Below are 17,954 nucleotides of genomic sequence, written 5' to 3'. Positions count from 1 at the left end.
CCACTTTCTTTTGTGCTAACGATTGAGTATCATAAGCGGTATGCTTGTTACACTGGTCTGATCGAGTTCTTCTTTCAATGATTATGAAACCGAAAAACCGCTCAAAATAGTGAACACTTGTTGCTGGAAGATAAGTCAAATCAATTAGATTGAACTACTGGGTTGAAACAGAATCAGGCGATGCTGTGCATAGGCACATGCATGCAGGGAGAAAACAGTCTCCAAAGGCTTCCTAAGCTAAGGGAAGACGGAACCAGAATGTGGCTCCTTTTCCAGGAGCACTCTCAACATCTACCGTTCCGTGGTGTTGTTCAATGAGGGTTTGACACAGATAGAGACCCAGCCCCAATCCTTTCTCTGAGCCGCTTTGTATGGGAACCTCCTTGATCTGGTGAAAGCGTTGCCAGATTTTCTTTTGGGCTTCTTTCGACAGGCCGGGCCCATGATCTCGTACCCAGACGTGGGCCATGTGGTTTTGCACACGTACTCCTGCGCTAATTGGTTGATCTGCAGGCGAATAGCGCAGGGCATTGGCCAGATAATTCGTGACGACCTGTTGAATTCGAGTGGGATCGACCATGATTGTGACTGACGCGTTCTCTGGTGTTTCGAACAAGAGTTGCCGATGAGGGGCGACGATCCGGAGATCCTCTATGGTTTCACGGACAATGGAAACCAGGTTGCAGCGTCGGAGTGACAGTGTGAGCGTGCCGGTGGTGATGCGTGAAATGTCGAGGAGATCATTCACTAAACGGGTTTGGATATCAACTTGCCGCACCCCTTCAAGCAGGTGTTCCTGGATGTCTGCCAAAAAAGAGGTCGTTTCGGGCGTGACTTGATCTGTTCGCTTGATGAACCGATTGAGACGTCGGCTGATCAATTGCAGCGTGCCTTTCAGGGCGGCCAGTGGGGTCCGTAGTTCATGTCCGGTGATCCCCAGAAAAATATCTTTTTGTCGTTCCATTTCTTTCCGCGCGGTCAGATCGAGCACGAAGCACAGAAATCGTGGTGGCACTCCTTCCCGGCGGAAGAGAGCACGACCAATGAGTACCGGGATGCGCCTCCCATCTTTGGCCACATATTCTTTTTCATAGGGACGTGCAACCCCGGTTTGCAGGGCTTCCTCGAAGGCCTCACCGTCTCGTTGCTGTGTCTGCTGAGATGTGATGGTGCTCCACGTGATCTGCTCCGCCTCGAGTTCTGCTCGTGTGTAGCCCAGCAGCGCAAGAAAGGCGTCGTTGGCTTCGAGGACGTTTCCCTGTTCATCGGTGGTGATCATGCCGATAATATTCGATTCGCGCAGCCGCTGGAAGCGGGCTTCGCTCTCGCGCAGCGCTTCTTCCGCTTGTTTGCGCTCGCTGATGTCGTGCATGTAGATGGAGAGCCCATCTAGTTGAGGGTAAACATGGACCTCGAACCAGTTCCCGCACGCGGGATGGAAGGCCTCGAAATGCGTTGTGTGTCCGCTCTGCATCGCTGCACGGTAGTGGTCTTCAAATGGGGTACCAAGGAGTGCCGGGACGACTTCCCACATGCATTTCCCCAGCACCTCTTCTTGCGTCATCCCAAGGTACGTTTCTAAACGTCGATTCACATAGCGGTAGCGCCACTGTGCATCGAGGGAGAGAAACGCATCAGTGATGCTGTCGAGAATGGTGTTCACCTGGTTGTTGGCTTGTTGAAGCTGTGCTTCTCGCTGTTTCCGTTCAGTAATATCGATGGTTGCACCGATGACCTGGATTGGCTTTCCGGTCTCATCGCGGCTGATGCGTGCTCGGTCGGTCAGCCAGTGCACGCTCCCATCAGGCCAGATGACCCGATAATCCTTCTTATATTCTTGTTGCTCAGCGAGTGCCTGCATATTGATCTGGTGCGTAAGCTCACGATCATCAGGGTGTAATGCGCCCAGAAAACACTCATAGCTGATGGGTGTCCCGGGTAGGAGGCCAAAGAGGGCCCGTTTCTGGTCGTCCCAGACTAACTCACCAGTGAGAAGATTCCAGTTCCAGGTGCCGACGCCAGAAGCCTGGAGAGCAAGCTGCACCTCTGCCTCACCCATGTCTTTCGCTTGTTCCTGTTGATGAAGATGCGTACCGCAGGCAAGGATTTCATCGAGCGTGCCAGAGGCATCGTGCACCGGGATAAAGCGCAGGCGAGTCAGGGTATAGGTGTGATCGCTCTGAAGAAGACGGCATGTCAGTTCATGGGGTTGTCCGCTAGTCACGCTTTCTGTGAATGTTTCATTCACTCGTTGATGATCGAGCGGATGAAAGGTTGCAAGCCATCTCCTGCCCTGATGGTCTTGTAGTTCTGGAAAGGCATGCCAGCGAGTATCCGTTGATTGCAGCTCTCCTGTTGTGGTCAGCATCCAAAAGACATCGAACATCTCCTGGGTGAGTGCACGCAACCGTGCTGGCGAGGCCTTCAGATCATCGGTTTGTTGCGCAAGAGGATGGTGAAGCTTTGCATCCATAGGTTTTCTTCTCTGTGAAAAAACAGGTTCAGATCTGATAACGCTTATTAAACTTTACAGGAGAGGGTGATCTCAGGATGAAACGAAAAAGTTTCCTGGTTCTGAATGCCCGTGCTTAAGGAATGCCCCGAGAAGCAGCGTCGTTTCCTGCTAATTGTTCTCTCTTTCAGAGTATCATGCAGGATAGAAGGAGATCAAACACAGCAGTTGCCACCTGCTTTTGTCTACACCTAACTCTACTATGGTAGCGCCTGCTTAAAAAGTGCAACACTACGTTGCTACAAATTGATGTGCCGATGAATGTATTCCTCACGCGTTGCCTTTTTTCTTTGAAGAAGCATCCATGTGTGCGGTGGGATCGATGGATGCTTCTTGCGTGTCTTCTACTGGCACATGACGGAAAATGGCCCACAGTGAGAGATCATACCCAATTTTGATCGCCCCAGCCAGCATGAGGGGAAGACCCAATGCCAATCCGGGCCCCTGCAAGAGCAGGCCAGACACCACCGGGCTGATTGCGGAGCCACCACTGCGTGCTAAAGAGGTGACACTCGCCGTTGCCGTGCGTGCTTCTGGAGCCACCAGGGCCATGGTATAGGCTTGACGGGTAGGGACATCCATCTGTGAGAGCATTTGCCGGAGCAGTAACAGGGTGGCGGCCAGCGGGAAGGTTGGCATGAGTGCAACCAGGGCCAACAACAGATTTGATGGTAGATGGGTGAACACCATCGTATTGAGTAACCCGATCCGCCGTGCGAGTGGGGCGGCTGCCAGAAATGAGAGGGCGGAGAAGAGATTGGCTGCAAAGAAGAGTACTGCCAGCAGCGAGAGCGGGACGCCGAAGCGCAGGTGAAAGAACAACACGAACAAACTCTGGACCACTAATCCACCGGAGAGCGCATCAATGCTGAAGAGTCCAGAGAGCAGGAAGACACGCCTGCGCTGCTGTCCAAGCTGGGGGAGCACGTGTTGCCACATAGTTTCCTTTTGGACGATGGCTCGTTGTGGAGCCTCGACCACCACTGAGAGCCGGGAAGCAAACATGGCTACGATGAGTGCCGCCAGCGCATAGATTCCAAAGCAGAGACGAATACCTGTCGCTGATGGTATGGCTACGTGCGTCAGCAGATCAGGTAGGCCTGCAGCGAGCGCCCCCAGGGCTCCGGCAAACGTTGCGACCAGGTTGTAGTGGGCAAAGAGGGCAGTACGCTGCCTGGGCGCGCAGGTCTGGGGTAACATTGCCTGTTCAATGGGCAGAAAAGGAGCCGTTTCGGATGCAGAGGTTCCAAGGGTCCCGAAAAACGCAGCAGCAAGGAGGATCGCGTAGAGATTGACTAATCCGAAAATCAGGCCGGTTGCGGCCATAAGGAGAGCCAGGATGGATAGCGTTCGGCGCCGTCCCCAGCGATCCGCCACGAGCGCGATCAGGTAGGTTCCCACAAAGTCACCGATCAGAGACACAGTAATCAGCAGGCCGATTTCAGCGGGAGAAAACCCGGCCTGACTGAGTGCCACACTCAGCAGCACGGCAATGAGCCCATAGGAAAATGAGCGGAGCCCACGCATGAGGACGATGAGCCGAGCATCTCGTTGATGTCGTTTTCCCGTTGCCTCTCCTGGCTTGTGATCTGTTCCGGGATCCACTCTCGCAGCCTCATCTTCTGTGTTCATCCTGGTTCCTTCTTCATCCTGGTTCTGTGGTTGTCGTTGCATGGGAGTGACGTGATTACTTGAACTCTCCATTGGGTTTGCCCTGGCGGATCATTTCCCGACAATAGGCATACAGCGCATCATAGACAATCCATTCTGCCGCATTCTGGGCGTTATCGTCTTTGAAGCCCAGGTGCCGGAAGCCTTCAGCGATCGCCTTGAGCCCCGCGCTTTCAGGTTGGTTCCAGAGGGTATTGTCGGTATCCGCGCCATTGACGATCTTGCCGAGCAAGACCAGGGCCAGATCGTTTGTCAAAGTATAGGTCTTGAGAATGGCCTCAAACGAGCATTCCTTGCCATGATGTCCCAGTTCCACACCTTTCACATCGTAAGGAATCGCCCCTGCCTGTGCGGCGGTCTCCATCACCTGATCTGGTGGAACAAAGAGAAACTCGGCGTCCGGATCCACAAACTTTTTGATGAGCCAGGGACAGGCCACGCGGTCCACTTTGACTCGTTCACGCGTAATCCACTTCATGATCGCTGTGCTCCTTTCAAATCGTGATCACGTTGACGGCAAAAGACAGCAGGGTCAGGACCGCACACGCCTGCGCGCATCGACGTGGATCGCGATCTTCCTGGAACGTGGTGTACAGCCCAAGCAAGACGTAGGTCACGACCGGGCAGAGCACATCGTTCGGGCTGACTGCCGGAATGAGATCAAGATTCAGCACAGCCGTATTCCCCACTGATCGCCATACAAAAATGGAAAAGCCAACGACGATGGCAAGCATGATCATCTCGTAAAGTGCCTCTATCTTGAACCATCGGCGACCGATCACGAGCAGCAGGAGAGCCATGATAGATCCAATCCCTGCGGTCAGGGCAATATGCCAGAGAGGAAATGTTGACATCATCTACACCTCCTTAGGCAGCTTTCACCTGCACATTGTCAAAGCAGGTTACCGAGTCGGATTTGGTCCACAAGCCGACCTTCCCGGCTTTGTAGGTGGTATCAGTTGTCTCTACGACCAGCGTTCCATTCAAAAATCCCCGCATATGTGAGCCCTTTACCTCCCCGCGCAACTCCTGCCACTGTCCCGTGACCACTTTCGCCGTTCCTTCTTTGAGCAGGCTCCGTTGTCCAGCCTGGTAGATAAACACGTTCACATTCCCTTCCAGCGCGTTTGCCCGCAAGATGTAGTAGTTGTCCTTATCCTGGATGCGAAAGATGATCCCCGCAGCCTGGTCAGTTTGACCAGAGATTGGTTTGAAACGCGTTGTGATCACGCTATCTGTGTACACACTGTTGCTGAGCAAGAGAGCTGGAAACTCCGCTGTCCCTGTCTGGCAGAGAACGTTCGGCGGACTGGGTGCATCGGTTTCCGCACGCACCGCCCAGGTGCCGCTCAATGCGGTGGCTCCCGCAGGCAGTCCTCCCACGGGATCGGTATCGAACATCCACTGCGTGGTTTGCCCTGGGGTAATGTTTCTACCCATCGGCTGGAATTTCGTGGTGGGTTGGCTTGCTCCGCATTCAACCACCAGAAACACGATGAGCAGCAGAGCTATCCACCCGCTGTGGTGTCTCCATCTTCCCCGTCTTCCAACATCAGAAGCGCACATGTTTTCCGTCCTTTCTCGAATCCCGCCGCGTCCGAGTTCTGCATCACGTTTGCTCGCCTCGCGCCAATTGCGCATAGAGCGCATCGTAGATGAGCCGCCCGCGTTCCAGGGCAATGTGATCGTCGGGGCTGATTAAGCGGATCCCCCGCGTGAGCAGATCCAAACCCGGCGCAACCGGCTCTACCATCACCTCCTGGACCACATCAGCTTCATCAACAATGCGAGCAATGCGGTGCAGTATGGGATCAGCTAGATCATATTCTTTGAGCATGGTGTAAAACGTACAATGTCCCCGATGGTGGGACAGACGCATCCCTGGGATATCGAAAGGTTCCGCTCCTTCAGGCAGCGGCGTCTTTCCCACAGGCACGAACACAAACTCGGGCTGTGGATCAATGTATTTCTGGATCAGCCAGGCGCAGGCCATACGGTCAACGCCCACCTGTTCCCAGGTTACCCACTTCATACGTCACGTCCTCCTCGTGCTGACAAGAGCTGCGTGCGAACCAGCTCCCCTTGTTCTGACTGAAAGTAGTCTTGCATTTTAACTTGTTGGTATTTGCGTGAAAGGGCGATCAGGTCGACATCCTCTTGTTTCAGAGCATGCAGGATCTCCTGGTACACCGTATCCACCCGCTGCTGAAACTGCTGAATCAAGGCTTCCTCTTGTCCTACCAACAACTCATGTGATACCCACACATGCGCATCCCCCCCTAACTCAAGAATCTCCACCGCCAACCATTGCAGCTGTTCCTGCGTCCACGGCGTGGCAGGTAAGACCCACACGGCATCATGCACGAGCAGGGCTCCCAGCCGTTTCAATTTCCGCCAGACATAGGCACGATGAGAGGTGGGTTCACGCGGAACCTTGTAGACGAGCAGTACCCACGTCCGTGCTTGCGGTGCTTTCATCAGCATGCCTCCTGGCGGTGAAAAGTTGTGCATAGGATCCTCTATGCATGATCAAAAACGACGGAACATAACTTGCGTTATGGATTATAATAACCGTGGTTACATTGTATGGCGAGACAGCCGAAAAGACAAGGATGGAGCAGCCATCTCGCTAACGAGTTCACGCGGAAGGGATTTTGATGTCGAAGAGAGGGAGAGTGAATGATGAGCAAACAACGAAAGCAGCGACGTCCCTGGTTCATGGTCAGCATGCTGACCTGTAGTGGCATCCTTGTTCTGTTGCTCCTGAGTGCCTGTGCAGGAGCAGCAACAACGAGCCAGGCATCTGTACGAGGTACGGCAAGCACACCGTCTCCACCGATCAATTGGAAGCAAGTTGATCAGGCCATGGGCAAGGCAGGCGCCATGCAGCCAGGAGGGGTTTACAAATATAGTTTCCCACGAACTGACCTCGCCGTACGGATTGGCACTGTCTCTCTTAAATCGGGCCTGGCTCTGGGAACTCATATCGAGTTTCTTCCGATGGGATCAGGCGCGATGGTGATGGGAGACCTGGTGCTCACAGAAGATGAGGCCAACGGGGTCATGACCAGGCTTCAACAGGAGGGCATCCAGCAAACCGCCTTACACAATCACCTGTTAGGTGAGACACCACGTATCATGTATCTGCACATTGAGGGGCAAGGGGACCCGGCTCAGCTTGCGAGAGGAATCCATGCGGCCCTGACGCAAACCAAAACGCCGTTGGCCGCGCCCGCCTCCCCCAGTCAACCGCAGCCGATTGATCTCGATACCAGGCAGCTGGATGCCATTCTGAAATATCATGGCAAGGCCAATGCTGGCATCTATCAGTACAGTATCCCACGCGCAGAAAAGATCAGTGTTGATGGTATGGACATTCCACCTGCAATGGGCACAGCGACAGCGATCAACTTTCAGCCAACCGGGCTGGGAAATGCAGTCATTACAGGTGATTTTGTCTTGCTCGCCCAGGAGGTCAACCCGGTGATAAAGGCTCTACGGGCACATGGCATCGAGGTCACGGCTGTCCATGGCCATATGCTCACCGAAAACCCACGCCTGTTCTACCTGCATTTCTGGGCTAACGATGCGGCGGCCAAACTGGCGCGGGGGTTACGGGCAGCCCTTGATCAAACCAGGAGCGCTCAAGCAAGCTAGGAACTGGCACGTGGAGGACTTGTTTCTCCTGAGCGAGAACAAGGGACGCATGTTATGCTTTAAACCATGCTTGCTGCCAGTTTTTCATTTCCTGGATTTCTGCGCTCTGTGTTTTGATAATATTTTGACCAAGCTGTGTTAATTCTGGCCGCTGCGTTTTTGAAGGAATGAGATTGGCCATGTTGACGCCCTGCTGATGATGTTGAATCATCATCGTGGTGAACTGCTTGTCGAAATCAGCATCTTTCGCAGCCTTGAGCTGATCCATACCGCCCATCATATCCATCATTCCAGGCACGCTCATCGCATCTGTCACAGGCTTTTCTTTATACCATTGGTCTAACCAGGTGGTCATTTGACCAATCTCTTTGGTTTGCGCGGTGATAATGTTGGTGGCGAGCGTGTTCAGTTCAGGACGTTTGGTATGGGTCGGGACCAATTTTGCCATATCTACAGCAGCTTGATGATGAACAATCATCTCTTGCATAAACTTCACTTCAAATGCTTTGCCTGTGAGGTCCTTGAGACTATCGGTCATGGGATCACTACCTGTCTTCATCGTTGGGGCTGTAGTCGGGGCTGCCATCACCAATCCCCTATAGTCTTGTTTCTTCGTACTGGGAAGATCTTGTTTGGCTGATGAAGTGGGAGCGCCACAAGACGCAAGTATGATGATGACAAGAAGACTCCCGATGAGCAGTCCCCAGGTATGTCGTTTCATGAGTGTATTTCTCTCTTTCTGACTTGCATACAAGCGTAGGTAGAACGGACACCGTAACAGGTCCTTGGGTCATTTTGACGTGCCTTCGTTCAGTGCTACAGTATAGAGAGGAAGTATACTATTGTCAATAGTACTAAGCACATCGTACCAGTTGTGGCGTACCTTGAGTATGCTATCCTCTGACATTACGTTGTGGGCAGGAGCGTAGTTACAGTAGATCTCCAGGTTGTGTGGTACTCCCATAATGAGTACCAAAAGCTTATTATGATGTTTCTGTCTGAACCACAAAGCGGAATAATCCAGTCACACCCTTTGTTACTTTCACCCCATTATTGGGTTTATGCTTCTTTTGTGAAAGAACAAAACAGCCAGAAATAACATAAGGGTTGATATTCCGAGTTTGTACTATGCTCTCCGCGCGCTCTATGGTAGAATACGCACATGTATGGGACGAGAACTATCCATGGGAAGAGAGTATTGATATGGCGTCGTGTGAACAATGCGCTATCCTCTTCGCCTGTGCATGGATACCACTGACATTGTGATAAGGAGATGAGTATGGACGCAGAGATAGATTTGAGTACCTTTCGCCCTGATCGTCCTGGCATTCGCAAAGTTTTGGGTGATTTGGAAGCCGAAATTATGGAACTCATCTGGGCTCGGCCCGCTCATGAAGGGACCATTGTGCGGGATATTTTTGAAGCGCTCTATGAGCGACGGCGCATTGCGTATACAACCGTCATGAGCACGATGACGCGTCTGGCGAAGAAAAAACTGTTGCGTGTGGAAAAGCAGGATCAGGCATATGTGTATTATCCGAATTATACGCAGCAGGAATTTATCTCACACTTCGTGGGGCGTATTCTTGAAGATCTCTTTGTCAGTTTTTCTGGAGAGATGCTCGATAGTATTCATGCCATCCAAGATCCCCAGGCGGCTCAACAAGCTCGCCGATTGTATGAGGAAATCGCGCGTCGACGACGCCAGGAAGAGGCAGAGTAGACTGGGATCTCTGTCTCTTTTTCAGAAAAAAACCTTCACTGATCTTCTTAACGACTCTTCTCCGCAATGTTTTAGAGTGTGTCTGAATGCCCTCTTTTCGCGCCTTCGGCTCCTGACGATTCGCACCTTCGGTGCTCAAAATGGTTGTAATTGGTGGTGCAGAAAATGTGCTATGCACATTTTCTGCACCACCAATTACAACGGGTGCGGGCGTGGATGCGCCCGCCCGTACGGGGGCGCTTTGCTTCCCATGGCGATAGGCTTTAGACACATTCTTACATCTTAAGCAGAAAAATAGCATCTCCCTGCTGATGTATTCATCTTTTTCTGTGTGATCATCCATACATTATCAGTGTTGCTTTTGCAGACGACTGCTTCATCGTTGGAGGAGATGCATGATGGTCATGGCAGGATCACAGCCGATCAATTTCATCCCGACAAAAAAGAAGAGGATCTGGATGAGTAAGAGCATGCCAATCCCACAGATGTTCCAGCGGTACCAGTTCCTGGTCTGGGATGGAATGGGAGGTGCGGCCTCAAGAAGCCGCTCGACACGATATTTCATGGTGGTATGGTGTGGTAACAGTGATTGCGCCAGTCCCGTGGATACATGCTGCTCTTCGCCCACTCCATGCAGCCACACTTTGGTTAATGCGCTGGCCAGAGTCAACGGACGCCGGGTAGTGAAAGCGGCTTGCTCATCACAGGCCAGTTCTTTATCCTGTTGTAGTTGATGATAGCCCATATGGCTGGTCGGAAGGTACAAGAATGCATCGCGTAAAAAGGTGGCCACGAACAGGATACCATAATCTCGCCGTATCACATGTTCGACTTCATGCGCCAACACTGCATCCAACTCGTGGGTATCGAGATGGTGGATCATCCAGGGTGAAAGAAATATCATAGGTCGGAAGAAACCACAGGTAAAAGCAATTGGATGCTGAACAGGAAGAAGAAACACCTGAATAGGTGTGGTGTATCGCCCCCGGACAAGCCGATCAACACGCTGTTGGATGTCCGCAGTAGCACGTTGGCGATAGTGGGAAATGAAGCGACGCATCAAAAAGAAGCGGACCAGTGTTGTGATAAGTGCGCCTATCATCAGTGCAGCGGTGATGAGCGGCAGCACACTTTCCAGCAGTTCATCCCATGGCGGATCTCCAGCAAGGCAGAGGTGCTCCAAGAAATGATACAGACAGAAAAGGCCAAATCCTAGCGGGAGCAAGGGGAGAGCAAGAACCAGCAGTTGAAGATTGCGTCGTTGTGACCACTGAGAAATATTGTTCAGGTTTTTGAGGGTGACGCTACTTCCAAGTATGAGCAAAAGAAAAATTGCTCCCCCAATCAACGTATGCACTGCCCTGCCTCCTCTGCCCACTGCCTTATTATCGTGATGACTGGCATAGATGAATGCTATGTAAGAAAGAAACGTTCCACAAAAAAGGGATGTCGTGTTCCCCATCGTGTGGTTCTTACGCGATTTTTTTCTTTTTTGCTGTTGTTATACATATTTTACCATAGGAGATGAGAATAGTAGAAGTATCCGGGAGTTTGTTCTGGCTGCCCAGAGATAAAATGCTATGATGCTTGCGTTTTCCCTCTATCTCTATCCCAACGACCGCAGTATGGTTGGTACTTTCCAGCTATGTATCTATCAACGATGTTTGCTTTACTATCATTGATGGTACTATGTAGGATAGTATTAGGGAAAATAGCTTTTGCTGCTTAAAAAACGCATTTTTGCTCTTATGTATACACAAGGAAGTGCATCTCTTTGTTCATGTTGGGGTTTGCTCGAGAGAAATTGAGGAAATGGTGTAAGGGAGAAACACATGAATGCGATCCTTCTTTCATTTGTTACGTTCTTTTCTACCTGCTTTGGTGGCATTTTTGCGCTCCGTTTCCGCGAAAAACTGCATCTCATCATGGGATTTACCGCAGGAGTACTGATTGGAGTCGTCTGTTTTGATCTTTTACCTGCAATGTTTATGAAGTAGGCCACCAGCGAGGTACCGCTAAACGCGGCCCTTTTCCGATGGCCCCTTCCCGAACCCGCCGGGCACCTTTCGATGCAACGGGCTCTCCAGTTTCCAGAAGTCTCTGAGGACTGTTTATCGGCGCATCACGCGTCAACATCCCCTCTTCTTCTGTACTCCCTGCCACCCTTTCCCCTGTACGCCACTTTCTGGCGCTCCTTGGTGGGGCGTAACTTCCACGAGTACTACGATGGCTCTGTACTCCTTCTGCTTGCACAGGGAGGAGTATCCCGCATTCTCACGTATTCGACGTTCTAGCGCATTTTAGGTGCCCTTTCGCCTCCTTAAATGGGATCATTTCCCATCGCTTCCCGAAGAGAGCGTTCCACTGGTCTCATCCATCCCAGTGTATTTCACACCCCTGCTCAACTGGTGTGTATTTCGGGAACGTTGCAACAGGCGCTATCTCCAACAACGAGCGTTCCTTACCGCCGCTGGTAGGCTAGGTTCGGCAATTCAGCTTCACCATGATGCGCGGGGCAATCGGGCCTTGCCGTAAACGCCTTCAGGCAAGCCCGGCTTTGTGGCATGCTATTGTCCCCTTGAGGTTTCCCGCCAGGTAAGCCACCGCCCCAGAGGTCATTTGCTCTCAACCTCCCCTTTCTCCGAAAAGAATCGAATACGCGCCTATGCGGCGCACGAGCTGATGGAAGGGATACCCCACTTCGTGAAGGTGACCGCCTTTGCAATGCTTGTCGCGGGCTTCCTCTTCTTTTATCTTCTTGAGAAGCTGTTTCTTCTTCTGAATGCTCGTCAAAATCGTAAAGAAGTTGTCTCTCATCACCATCCTGTGATTGGTGTGGCCTCCGCACTGGCATTTGCGGGCCATAGCTTTTTAGAAGGGATCGAAATTGGCGCCAGTTTCCAGGTAAGTCCTACGCTAGGATTTCTGGTGGCGTTCGCTGTCATTCTGCACGATATTGGTGACGGCCTCAATACGATGACATTGCTCTTGCTGAACAAACTTACCAGGCTCCAGGCTATTCGCTTGCTCCTTCTGGTCGCTGTGGCTCCTATTCTTGGCGCTGCATCAACGTTATTGATCAAGATCCCCGAGGGACAGATGCCCTTATATCTTGGTTTCCTGGCCGGATTTCTCCTGTATATAGGTGCATCTCACGTCCTCCCTGAAGCCCATAAGGAGAAAAGCAGTATCTTCACGCTGATGCTCACAGTACTTGGTGCCGTTTTTGCTTATGTAGTAACCACACTTATTGGGTAACATTAACTGATGTGTGAAAACTGAGGTGGAAAAACGGAGAGATTGCCAGAGCTTTGTGCCTTTAAGATCATGAAGAACATAAAGACACAAAGCACCGCCTGTTCATCCGATTATACATGGCTTAAGCGCTTTCTATATCTGCATAGAGAGAGCTTCATTGAGGATGATGATCGTGTGAGGCTATCGTAAGAGGTCTACATTCAAAATCGCGTTCTAGCCCCATGGGCCAGTTTCTTACTGTAGTTTACACCCGCAGACGGTAATGATTGTAAAATATAGTAGAGAGGGACCACGCGGATTCAGGATCATATAGTAGAAAGGAATTCTCTATGAAGGCAGCGCTCTTACGTCCCATCAGCTCTGTCTGGATGAGCTTACCACTCACTATTATGAGCTTGATGCAATTCAGGAAGCGTTCACGGCCTCGTATGAGAAACCTGAAGGCTTTGTAAAGCCTGTTATTAGAATGTAATGCGCGGATGCGTCAGATTGAACAGACCATCCTTTGATGTGTTGATGGAGACGATTACCGAGAGGCACGATCTGTGCCTCAAGCGGATGGATGTCTGGAGATACCGTTGTGTCGTGACCCACAGCCTGATGGAAAGAGGTGACTTATGACTCTTTTGATCAAAACACTTGTATTGACCGTAATGAGCTTTCTGTTTATTGCTCTGGTTCTGTTTCTTCCGGCAGGCACGCTTCTGTGGCCTGCTGGTTGGATCTTCTTGATCCTGTTAGCAGGCTACACTCTGGTGAACATCGGGATGCTGTTCACATCCAGCCCTGGCTTGCTGCAAGAGCGTTTCAGTCTCTCCCAACCAAATCAAAAAACCTGGGACAGGGTGCTCATGCCTTTGTTCTACCTGCTCTGTCTTGCCTGGGCCATTCTGATGCCACTGGACGCGGTGCGATTTCACTGGTCGCACGTGCCTCTTTTCCTCCAGATCATAGGTACTATTGCCCTGATAGCCTCGTTTCCTCTCATGATCCTGACCTTTCGGGAAAACGCGTTCCTCTCACCAACGGTGCGTATTCAGGAAGAACGGGGACAAACGGTGATCTCCACCGGCCCCTATCACTATGTGCGCCATCCGCTCTATGCCGGTGCGCTCCTCCTCTTTCTCGGAACGCCCCTGCTGCTCGGATCGTGGTACGGCTTACTGTTCGCCCTGGTCCTGATCGCTGGGATGGCGGTGCGAGCCATCCTGGAGGAACGTGTATTGCGAGAGGAATTGCCAGGGTACGATGCCTATATGGCACAGGTCAAATATCGCTTCATCCCGTATATCTGGTAAGCAGGCACGGATCGTGCTCGGGAGGAGAAGACATTTCTGATCTGGTTTGTTCGTCCGGAACTCAACAAATCTTTGTTTGTCGGGTCTATTATGCATGAAGACTGGAAGAAGCCTGCTGACTTTGGGTAGCATATTTGGAAAGGCTGATCTTACCAGTAACATTGTATTGTAATGAAGCGAAATGAGGTATATATGGAACCATTGTTAAAACAGGGCGATACCGTTCTTTTTCAGGGCGATAGTGTGACTGACGCGGGGCGCGATTATAACAATCCTTATCATCTTGGATCAGGATATGCGTTGATGGCTGCCGCCTGGTTTCAGGCACTCTATCCGGCGCGAGCGGTTCACTTTCTCAATCGTGGCATCAGCGGTCATCGAACCATCGATCTCACCCTGCGCTGGCAGAAAGACTGCCTGGATCTGCATCCTACGTGGGTTTCCATATTGATTGGCATAAATGATACCTGGCGCGCTTTTGATCAGAATGATAGAACTCCTGTCGAAGCATATGAGGCCAATTATCGCCAATTACTGGATAGTGTGAAAGCTAAACTTGATGCCCGCCTGATCCTCTGTGAACCCTTCGCTTTGCCAGTTCCTCCTGATCGCAAAGACTGGAGAGCCGATTTGGATCCCAAAATTGCCGTTGTCCATAAGCTGGCTCAGGAGTACGGCGCTCTTTTGATTCCCTTTGATACTATTTTTGCCGAGGCCGCTACGCAGTGGGATGCGGCCTTCTGGGCTGCCGATGGAGTTCATCCCTCTGAAGCCGGGCATGCGTTGATGGCCCAGCATTGGCTACGAGCTGTCCAAGCCATCGCTTAGTGCTCTGTTCCTTAACGATCCTAATCCTGCTTGCACGGCAAGCAGGATGGCCTGTGCTCGATCGGCCACCTGAAGCTTACAAGCTCTTAGAAGAGGCGCATCTGTTCCGGGCCTGAGTCAGGCTCTTCGGGTTGCCATGCGAGAGGGGGCAGGGAGATGAGGGCGCGCACGCGCTGGTAGAGCTGGTAGCAGATCTCCGGCGAGTGCACCTCGTAGGGACAGTGGCAGAAGGCGTAGACGGTTAAGCCCTGCTTGTACCAGTCGGCGAGCTGCTGGGCCCAGTGATCGAGGAATGGCTCGTTGACCTCTATCCTGGGGTGGCCGATGTAGCGGACAAAGGCGAAATCGGTGGTGGTGGTGATGTGAACAGGCAGGTGGGGCTTGCGCTCGCGGGCCTGCAGCTCCTTCTGCTCCTTGGGCGTGCCGGTGCGGATCGGGCGCGTATCCATGATGACGCGCGCAACATTGTGGGAGCGCAGCAGCTCGTCCAGCGTGCCGACGTGTGGCTCCTGGTAGAAGTCTGGGTGGCGCACCTCGACGGCCAGGCGCACCTCCTCGGGCCAGAAGTCCAGCCACGCCTGCAACTGATCGATCTGAGCGGGACCAAAGGAGGGCGGCAGTTGCAGAAAGATGGGTCCCAGACGCTCCCCAAAGCCCCGCATGCGTTCGATAAAGGCCAGCGTCTCACTTTTCTGCTGTGAGAGTTGCCCCTCGTGGCTGATGCTGCGCAACACTTTAGGGCAAAAGCGGAAGCTGGCTGGCGTCTCCTGCGACCAGCGCGCCACGGTTTCCGCTGACGGTAGCGCGTAAAAAATAGTGTTTCCCTCGACGGTCGTGAGTTTTTGACTGTAGAGACGCAGAAAATCGTTCGCGGGCGTACGGGCGGGGAAGAAATTTCCGAGCCACTCTTTATATCCCCACATCGGGCAGCCAATATAAAACATAGCGTGTTTTGCTCCTTCAACCGATATCGTCCCCGTGTGGGCGATGATAGACTGTGTTCGCAGCGGTCCTCATATTGTACCAAAGATGGCAAGGCAAAACACATCATGTGTATTAAAAGCAGAGCTTCCCATTCTAAACAAGGTCAACATTATCTGTGCCTGGCATTGTACTGATCTCCACCTCCAGACGCTCTTCTTGCTCATTCCATCTTGCTACTGTATTCAGTTGTGTACATAGTTGCTGCATCTTGGTTACGATTGCCGTGCGCTCATTATTCTTTGCTCGTCTGGCTTGAAAATTGTCGATTACCGTCGGATACAAGAACACACGTGAAATCGTCGTCCCATTCAGTTCGATCAGAAATATGAAACTTTGATCATTCCGCTCAACCTCATCAACAGCATAATCATCGATGAAATTGCCAGCGCAATAGATGATGGGCCTGTTCTTGTACACCTCAATGCCGCGCACAACATGGCAGGAATGTCCAAAGACGATATCAGCCCCATGGTCAATTAACGCATGAGCAAACGGTTGATGTTCAGGAGGGGGTTCGTAGCCCCAGTTGGGTCCCCAGTGTATAGAGACGATCAGGCACTCTACGTCCGCCCTGGCTCGTTGCACGATTTCGAACAGGTGCTGCGCCCGGCTATCCCCTATCCGCGTTGGCACATACCAGACGCCTGGATCTGTCTCGGATGCGGCCCAGTCTGGCTCGTTGTCCGTACAGGCGATCAGTCCCAGTTTTCTCTCTTGCTCTTCCCATATGACAGGCTTAGATGCCTCACCTAGCGTTGCACCTGCTCCGACGGTATGAATGCCAGCATGCTTCAAATAGTGTAGTGTATCAAATAGCCCTTCATACTCAAAATCAAGGATATGATTGTTTGCCAGTGAGACCGCATTGATGTGTGCTGCGTTGAGTACGGCTACATTTTTAGCGTCTGTTCGGAAGTGAAATACTTTCGGCGTGGCGGACCAGGGCTTTCCTCTAGCAGAGATAGCACATTCGAGATTGCATAAGCGCACGTTGGCATCCTGGAAAAGTGGCAGTGTATCTCCCCATGGATAAGCAGGAGATATACCTTTGAGGATATCATTGACGAGCCGTCCGAGCATGACGTCGCCCACTAACAGTAGTTTCAGTGGCATCGATGACATAATACGCAAGCGATAGGCATCTATCTGTTCCAGTGGAATCTGTACTCCCTCCTGGTTCATAACATCTTCCTTTCCTTCCTATTAGAGTGATGCGTTACAACGTTGAACAGACAGTAACAGCCTGATAAAGGCAAGCGACTCTGAATGTTGGTACGATGGAAAGGCAAACCTTCCACCCAATATTCAGAGTCGCTTGCCGCCACTTGCAGGTTGACATCCTGTATCTTCCTGGCTACTATCCCCGACTCCAGCGAAAAGTTAGCGATGCTAGGCCCCTTTCTGATGCATTGCGGGGACTGCTCGCAATGGCACGGATACCGATGTTGTCCTCTTTGAATTGACAACATCTCCACAAAGAAGATCACCCGTTTGGGCAGTGGATCCACGGTGAACCACGACGTTCCAGCCCTTTGCTGATATGCCGCCAGTCACATTCTTAACGGTAGCTACTGATGTCGCATTTCCTGCTGCATCAGCAACGGCATTTTTGAATGGATAAAGAATTTTTCCCATTGATGCGCAAGAACCGGTATGGATATGCGCGGCGTGATTACTTCGTGGTTGTAATCCTCTGAGATGAAGGGTCGCGGTAATCACCCTATTCCGTGGATCCCATCTTAAATCTGCTGTTCCAGAAGGAGATGTAACTGTAGGGGAGCTCGTGACGTGTCTATTTTGATCATGAGCCAATGCGGTAAAACTCATCATCGTGAACAGGGTGAGTAACAGCACCGCTATGATACTTCCCCGAACGACGTTGCGTTTGTTACAAAGTATGCAGCTTCTCATCCTTTCCTTTCCTTTCCTGGCTCTTCTGCTATCAGGCCATCTACCTCTCGACACGTCAGAATAATTTTTTTGTTTCAGGGAAGAGGGGAGTCGGGAGCGCAGAGGACCTGAA

General features: G+C 51.7%; 18 protein-coding genes. 6 read left to right on the top strand and 12 right to left on the bottom strand.

The annotated features are described in order from the left end of the window. Positions 1 to 232: 232 nt before the first annotated feature. The 7 genes from JMI88_RS13430 to JMI88_RS13400 all read right to left on the bottom strand — a co-directional run bounded on the left by JMI88_RS13430 (position 233) and on the right by JMI88_RS13400 (position 6,661). Positions 233 to 2,473 (bottom strand): sensor histidine kinase, encoded by a 2,241-nt coding sequence (locus tag JMI88_RS13430; protein ID WP_201362375.1) that lies wholly within the window; start codon positions 2,471 to 2,473, stop codon positions 233 to 235. A gap of 309 nt (positions 2,474 to 2,782) precedes the next feature. Then, positions 2,783 to 4,144: an MFS transporter gene (locus tag JMI88_RS13425; RefSeq protein ID WP_201362374.1), complete on the bottom strand. Its 1,362-nt coding sequence runs from the start codon at positions 4,142 to 4,144 to the stop codon at positions 2,783 to 2,785. 55 nt (positions 4,145 to 4,199) lie between these two features. After that, positions 4,200 to 4,661: a chromate resistance protein ChrB domain-containing protein gene (locus tag JMI88_RS13420; protein ID WP_201362373.1), complete on the bottom strand. Its 462-nt coding sequence runs from the start codon at positions 4,659 to 4,661 to the stop codon at positions 4,200 to 4,202. 16 nt (positions 4,662 to 4,677) lie between these two features. Further along, positions 4,678 to 5,040 carry a hypothetical protein gene (locus JMI88_RS13415; RefSeq protein WP_201362372.1) on the bottom strand — a complete coding sequence of 121 codons (363 nt, stop codon included), beginning with the start codon at positions 5,038 to 5,040 and terminating at the stop codon, positions 4,678 to 4,680. A gap of 10 nt (positions 5,041 to 5,050) precedes the next feature. Beyond that, complete coding sequence (locus JMI88_RS13410; protein WP_201362371.1) at positions 5,051 to 5,749, bottom strand: 3-keto-alpha-glucoside-1,2-lyase-like domain-containing protein; 699 nt, start codon at positions 5,747 to 5,749, stop codon at positions 5,051 to 5,053. A gap of 43 nt (positions 5,750 to 5,792) precedes the next feature. Continuing rightward, positions 5,793 to 6,215, bottom strand: a complete 423-nt coding sequence (locus tag JMI88_RS13405) for a chromate resistance protein ChrB domain-containing protein (protein WP_201362370.1) — start codon at positions 6,213 to 6,215, stop codon at positions 5,793 to 5,795. Then, positions 6,212 to 6,661, bottom strand: a complete 450-nt coding sequence (locus JMI88_RS13400; RefSeq protein WP_201362369.1) for a Chromate resistance protein ChrB — start codon at positions 6,659 to 6,661, stop codon at positions 6,212 to 6,214. The genes JMI88_RS13405 and JMI88_RS13400 overlap by 4 nt, the downstream gene beginning before the upstream one ends. 201 nt (positions 6,662 to 6,862) lie before the next feature. On the opposite strand from JMI88_RS13400, the gene JMI88_RS13395 reads away from it, so the two are divergent. Continuing rightward, on the top strand, positions 6,863 to 7,840 hold the full coding sequence (locus JMI88_RS13395; RefSeq protein ID WP_201362368.1) for a DUF1259 domain-containing protein: 978 nt from the start codon (positions 6,863 to 6,865) through the stop codon (positions 7,838 to 7,840). Positions 7,841 to 7,892: 52 nt separating this feature from the next. On the opposite strand, the gene JMI88_RS13390 is transcribed toward JMI88_RS13395, so the two are convergent. Continuing rightward, positions 7,893 to 8,561, bottom strand: a complete 669-nt coding sequence (locus JMI88_RS13390; RefSeq protein ID WP_201362367.1) for a DUF305 domain-containing protein — start codon at positions 8,559 to 8,561, stop codon at positions 7,893 to 7,895. A 558-nt stretch (positions 8,562 to 9,119) separates the two neighbouring features. On the opposite strand from JMI88_RS13390, the gene JMI88_RS13385 reads away from it, so the two are divergent. Beyond that, positions 9,120 to 9,563: a BlaI/MecI/CopY family transcriptional regulator gene (locus JMI88_RS13385; protein WP_201362366.1), complete on the top strand. Its 444-nt coding sequence runs from the start codon at positions 9,120 to 9,122 to the stop codon at positions 9,561 to 9,563. A gap of 376 nt (positions 9,564 to 9,939) precedes the next feature. On the opposite strand, the gene JMI88_RS13380 is transcribed toward JMI88_RS13385, so the two are convergent. After that, the gene (locus tag JMI88_RS13380; RefSeq protein WP_201362365.1) at positions 9,940 to 10,920 is read right to left on the bottom strand and encodes a M56 family metallopeptidase; all 981 of its coding nucleotides are present in this window, start codon (positions 10,918 to 10,920) and stop codon (positions 9,940 to 9,942) included. Between the two features lie 475 nt (positions 10,921 to 11,395). Between JMI88_RS13380 and JMI88_RS13375 the strand changes: the two genes are divergently transcribed. From JMI88_RS13375 to JMI88_RS13360, 4 genes are all read left to right on the top strand, one after another. Beyond that, complete coding sequence (locus JMI88_RS13375; RefSeq protein ID WP_201362364.1) at positions 11,396 to 11,560, top strand: ZIP family metal transporter; 165 nt, start codon at positions 11,396 to 11,398, stop codon at positions 11,558 to 11,560. 685 nt (positions 11,561 to 12,245) lie between these two features. After that, positions 12,246 to 12,821, top strand: a complete 576-nt coding sequence (locus tag JMI88_RS13370; RefSeq protein WP_201362363.1) for a ZIP family metal transporter — start codon at positions 12,246 to 12,248, stop codon at positions 12,819 to 12,821. A 617-nt stretch (positions 12,822 to 13,438) separates the two neighbouring features. Continuing rightward, entirely contained in the window at positions 13,439 to 14,119 is a 681-nt protein-coding gene (locus tag JMI88_RS13365) for a methyltransferase family protein (protein ID WP_201362362.1), read from the top strand. 192 nt (positions 14,120 to 14,311) lie between these two features. Further along, positions 14,312 to 14,947: an SGNH/GDSL hydrolase family protein gene (locus tag JMI88_RS13360; protein ID WP_201362361.1), complete on the top strand. Its 636-nt coding sequence runs from the start codon at positions 14,312 to 14,314 to the stop codon at positions 14,945 to 14,947. A gap of 86 nt (positions 14,948 to 15,033) precedes the next feature. Here the strand turns inward: JMI88_RS13360 and JMI88_RS13355 are convergent, their stop codons facing one another. From JMI88_RS13355 to JMI88_RS40665, 3 genes are all read right to left on the bottom strand, one after another. Continuing rightward, positions 15,034 to 15,891: a DUF72 domain-containing protein gene (locus JMI88_RS13355; RefSeq protein WP_201362360.1), complete on the bottom strand. Its 858-nt coding sequence runs from the start codon at positions 15,889 to 15,891 to the stop codon at positions 15,034 to 15,036. A gap of 133 nt (positions 15,892 to 16,024) precedes the next feature. Continuing rightward, positions 16,025 to 17,038, bottom strand: a complete 1,014-nt coding sequence (locus JMI88_RS13350; protein ID WP_201362648.1) for a CapA family protein — start codon at positions 17,036 to 17,038, stop codon at positions 16,025 to 16,027. A 282-nt stretch (positions 17,039 to 17,320) separates the two neighbouring features. Beyond that, complete coding sequence (locus JMI88_RS40665; RefSeq protein WP_373323844.1) at positions 17,321 to 17,758, bottom strand: CHRD domain-containing protein; 438 nt, start codon at positions 17,756 to 17,758, stop codon at positions 17,321 to 17,323. Between the last annotated feature and the right edge of the window lie 196 nt (positions 17,759 to 17,954).

It is taken from the genome of Dictyobacter formicarum (assembly GCF_016587435.1).
Note: the sequence above shows the minus strand (reverse complement) of the source record. Positions and strands in the feature narration are given on the sequence as shown.

What these genes read in the sequence shown, in the direction of transcription:
- JMI88_RS13415 (WP_201362372.1), bottom strand. Translation starts at nt 5,040, where the DNA reads ATGATGTCAACATTTCCTCTCTGGCATATTGCCCTGACCGCAGGGATT.
- JMI88_RS13360 (WP_201362361.1), top strand. Translation starts at nt 14,312, where the DNA reads ATGGAACCATTGTTAAAACAGGGCGATACCGTTCTTTTTCAGGGCGAT.
- JMI88_RS13365 (WP_201362362.1), top strand. Translation starts at nt 13,439, where the DNA reads ATGACTCTTTTGATCAAAACACTTGTATTGACCGTAATGAGCTTTCTG.
- JMI88_RS13395 (WP_201362368.1), top strand. Translation starts at nt 6,863, where the DNA reads ATGATGAGCAAACAACGAAAGCAGCGACGTCCCTGGTTCATGGTCAGC.
- JMI88_RS40665 (WP_373323844.1), bottom strand. Translation starts at nt 17,758, where the DNA reads ATGAGTTTTACCGCATTGGCTCATGATCAAAATAGACACGTCACGAGC.
- JMI88_RS13385 (WP_201362366.1), top strand. Translation starts at nt 9,120, where the DNA reads ATGGACGCAGAGATAGATTTGAGTACCTTTCGCCCTGATCGTCCTGGC.
- JMI88_RS13370 (WP_201362363.1), top strand. Translation starts at nt 12,246, where the DNA reads ATGGAAGGGATACCCCACTTCGTGAAGGTGACCGCCTTTGCAATGCTT.
- JMI88_RS13400 (WP_201362369.1), bottom strand. Translation starts at nt 6,661, where the DNA reads ATGAAAGCACCGCAAGCACGGACGTGGGTACTGCTCGTCTACAAGGTT.
- JMI88_RS13410 (WP_201362371.1), bottom strand. Translation starts at nt 5,749, where the DNA reads ATGTGCGCTTCTGATGTTGGAAGACGGGGAAGATGGAGACACCACAGC.
- JMI88_RS13420 (WP_201362373.1), bottom strand. Translation starts at nt 4,661, where the DNA reads ATGAAGTGGATTACGCGTGAACGAGTCAAAGTGGACCGCGTGGCCTGT.
- JMI88_RS13425 (WP_201362374.1), bottom strand. Translation starts at nt 4,144, where the DNA reads ATGAACACAGAAGATGAGGCTGCGAGAGTGGATCCCGGAACAGATCAC.
- JMI88_RS13390 (WP_201362367.1), bottom strand. Translation starts at nt 8,561, where the DNA reads ATGAAACGACATACCTGGGGACTGCTCATCGGGAGTCTTCTTGTCATC.
- JMI88_RS13430 (WP_201362375.1), bottom strand. Translation starts at nt 2,473, where the DNA reads ATGGATGCAAAGCTTCACCATCCTCTTGCGCAACAAACCGATGATCTG.
- JMI88_RS13375 (WP_201362364.1), top strand. Translation starts at nt 11,396, where the DNA reads ATGAATGCGATCCTTCTTTCATTTGTTACGTTCTTTTCTACCTGCTTT.
- JMI88_RS13405 (WP_201362370.1), bottom strand. Translation starts at nt 6,215, where the DNA reads ATGAAGTGGGTAACCTGGGAACAGGTGGGCGTTGACCGTATGGCCTGC.
- JMI88_RS13355 (WP_201362360.1), bottom strand. Translation starts at nt 15,891, where the DNA reads ATGTTTTATATTGGCTGCCCGATGTGGGGATATAAAGAGTGGCTCGGA.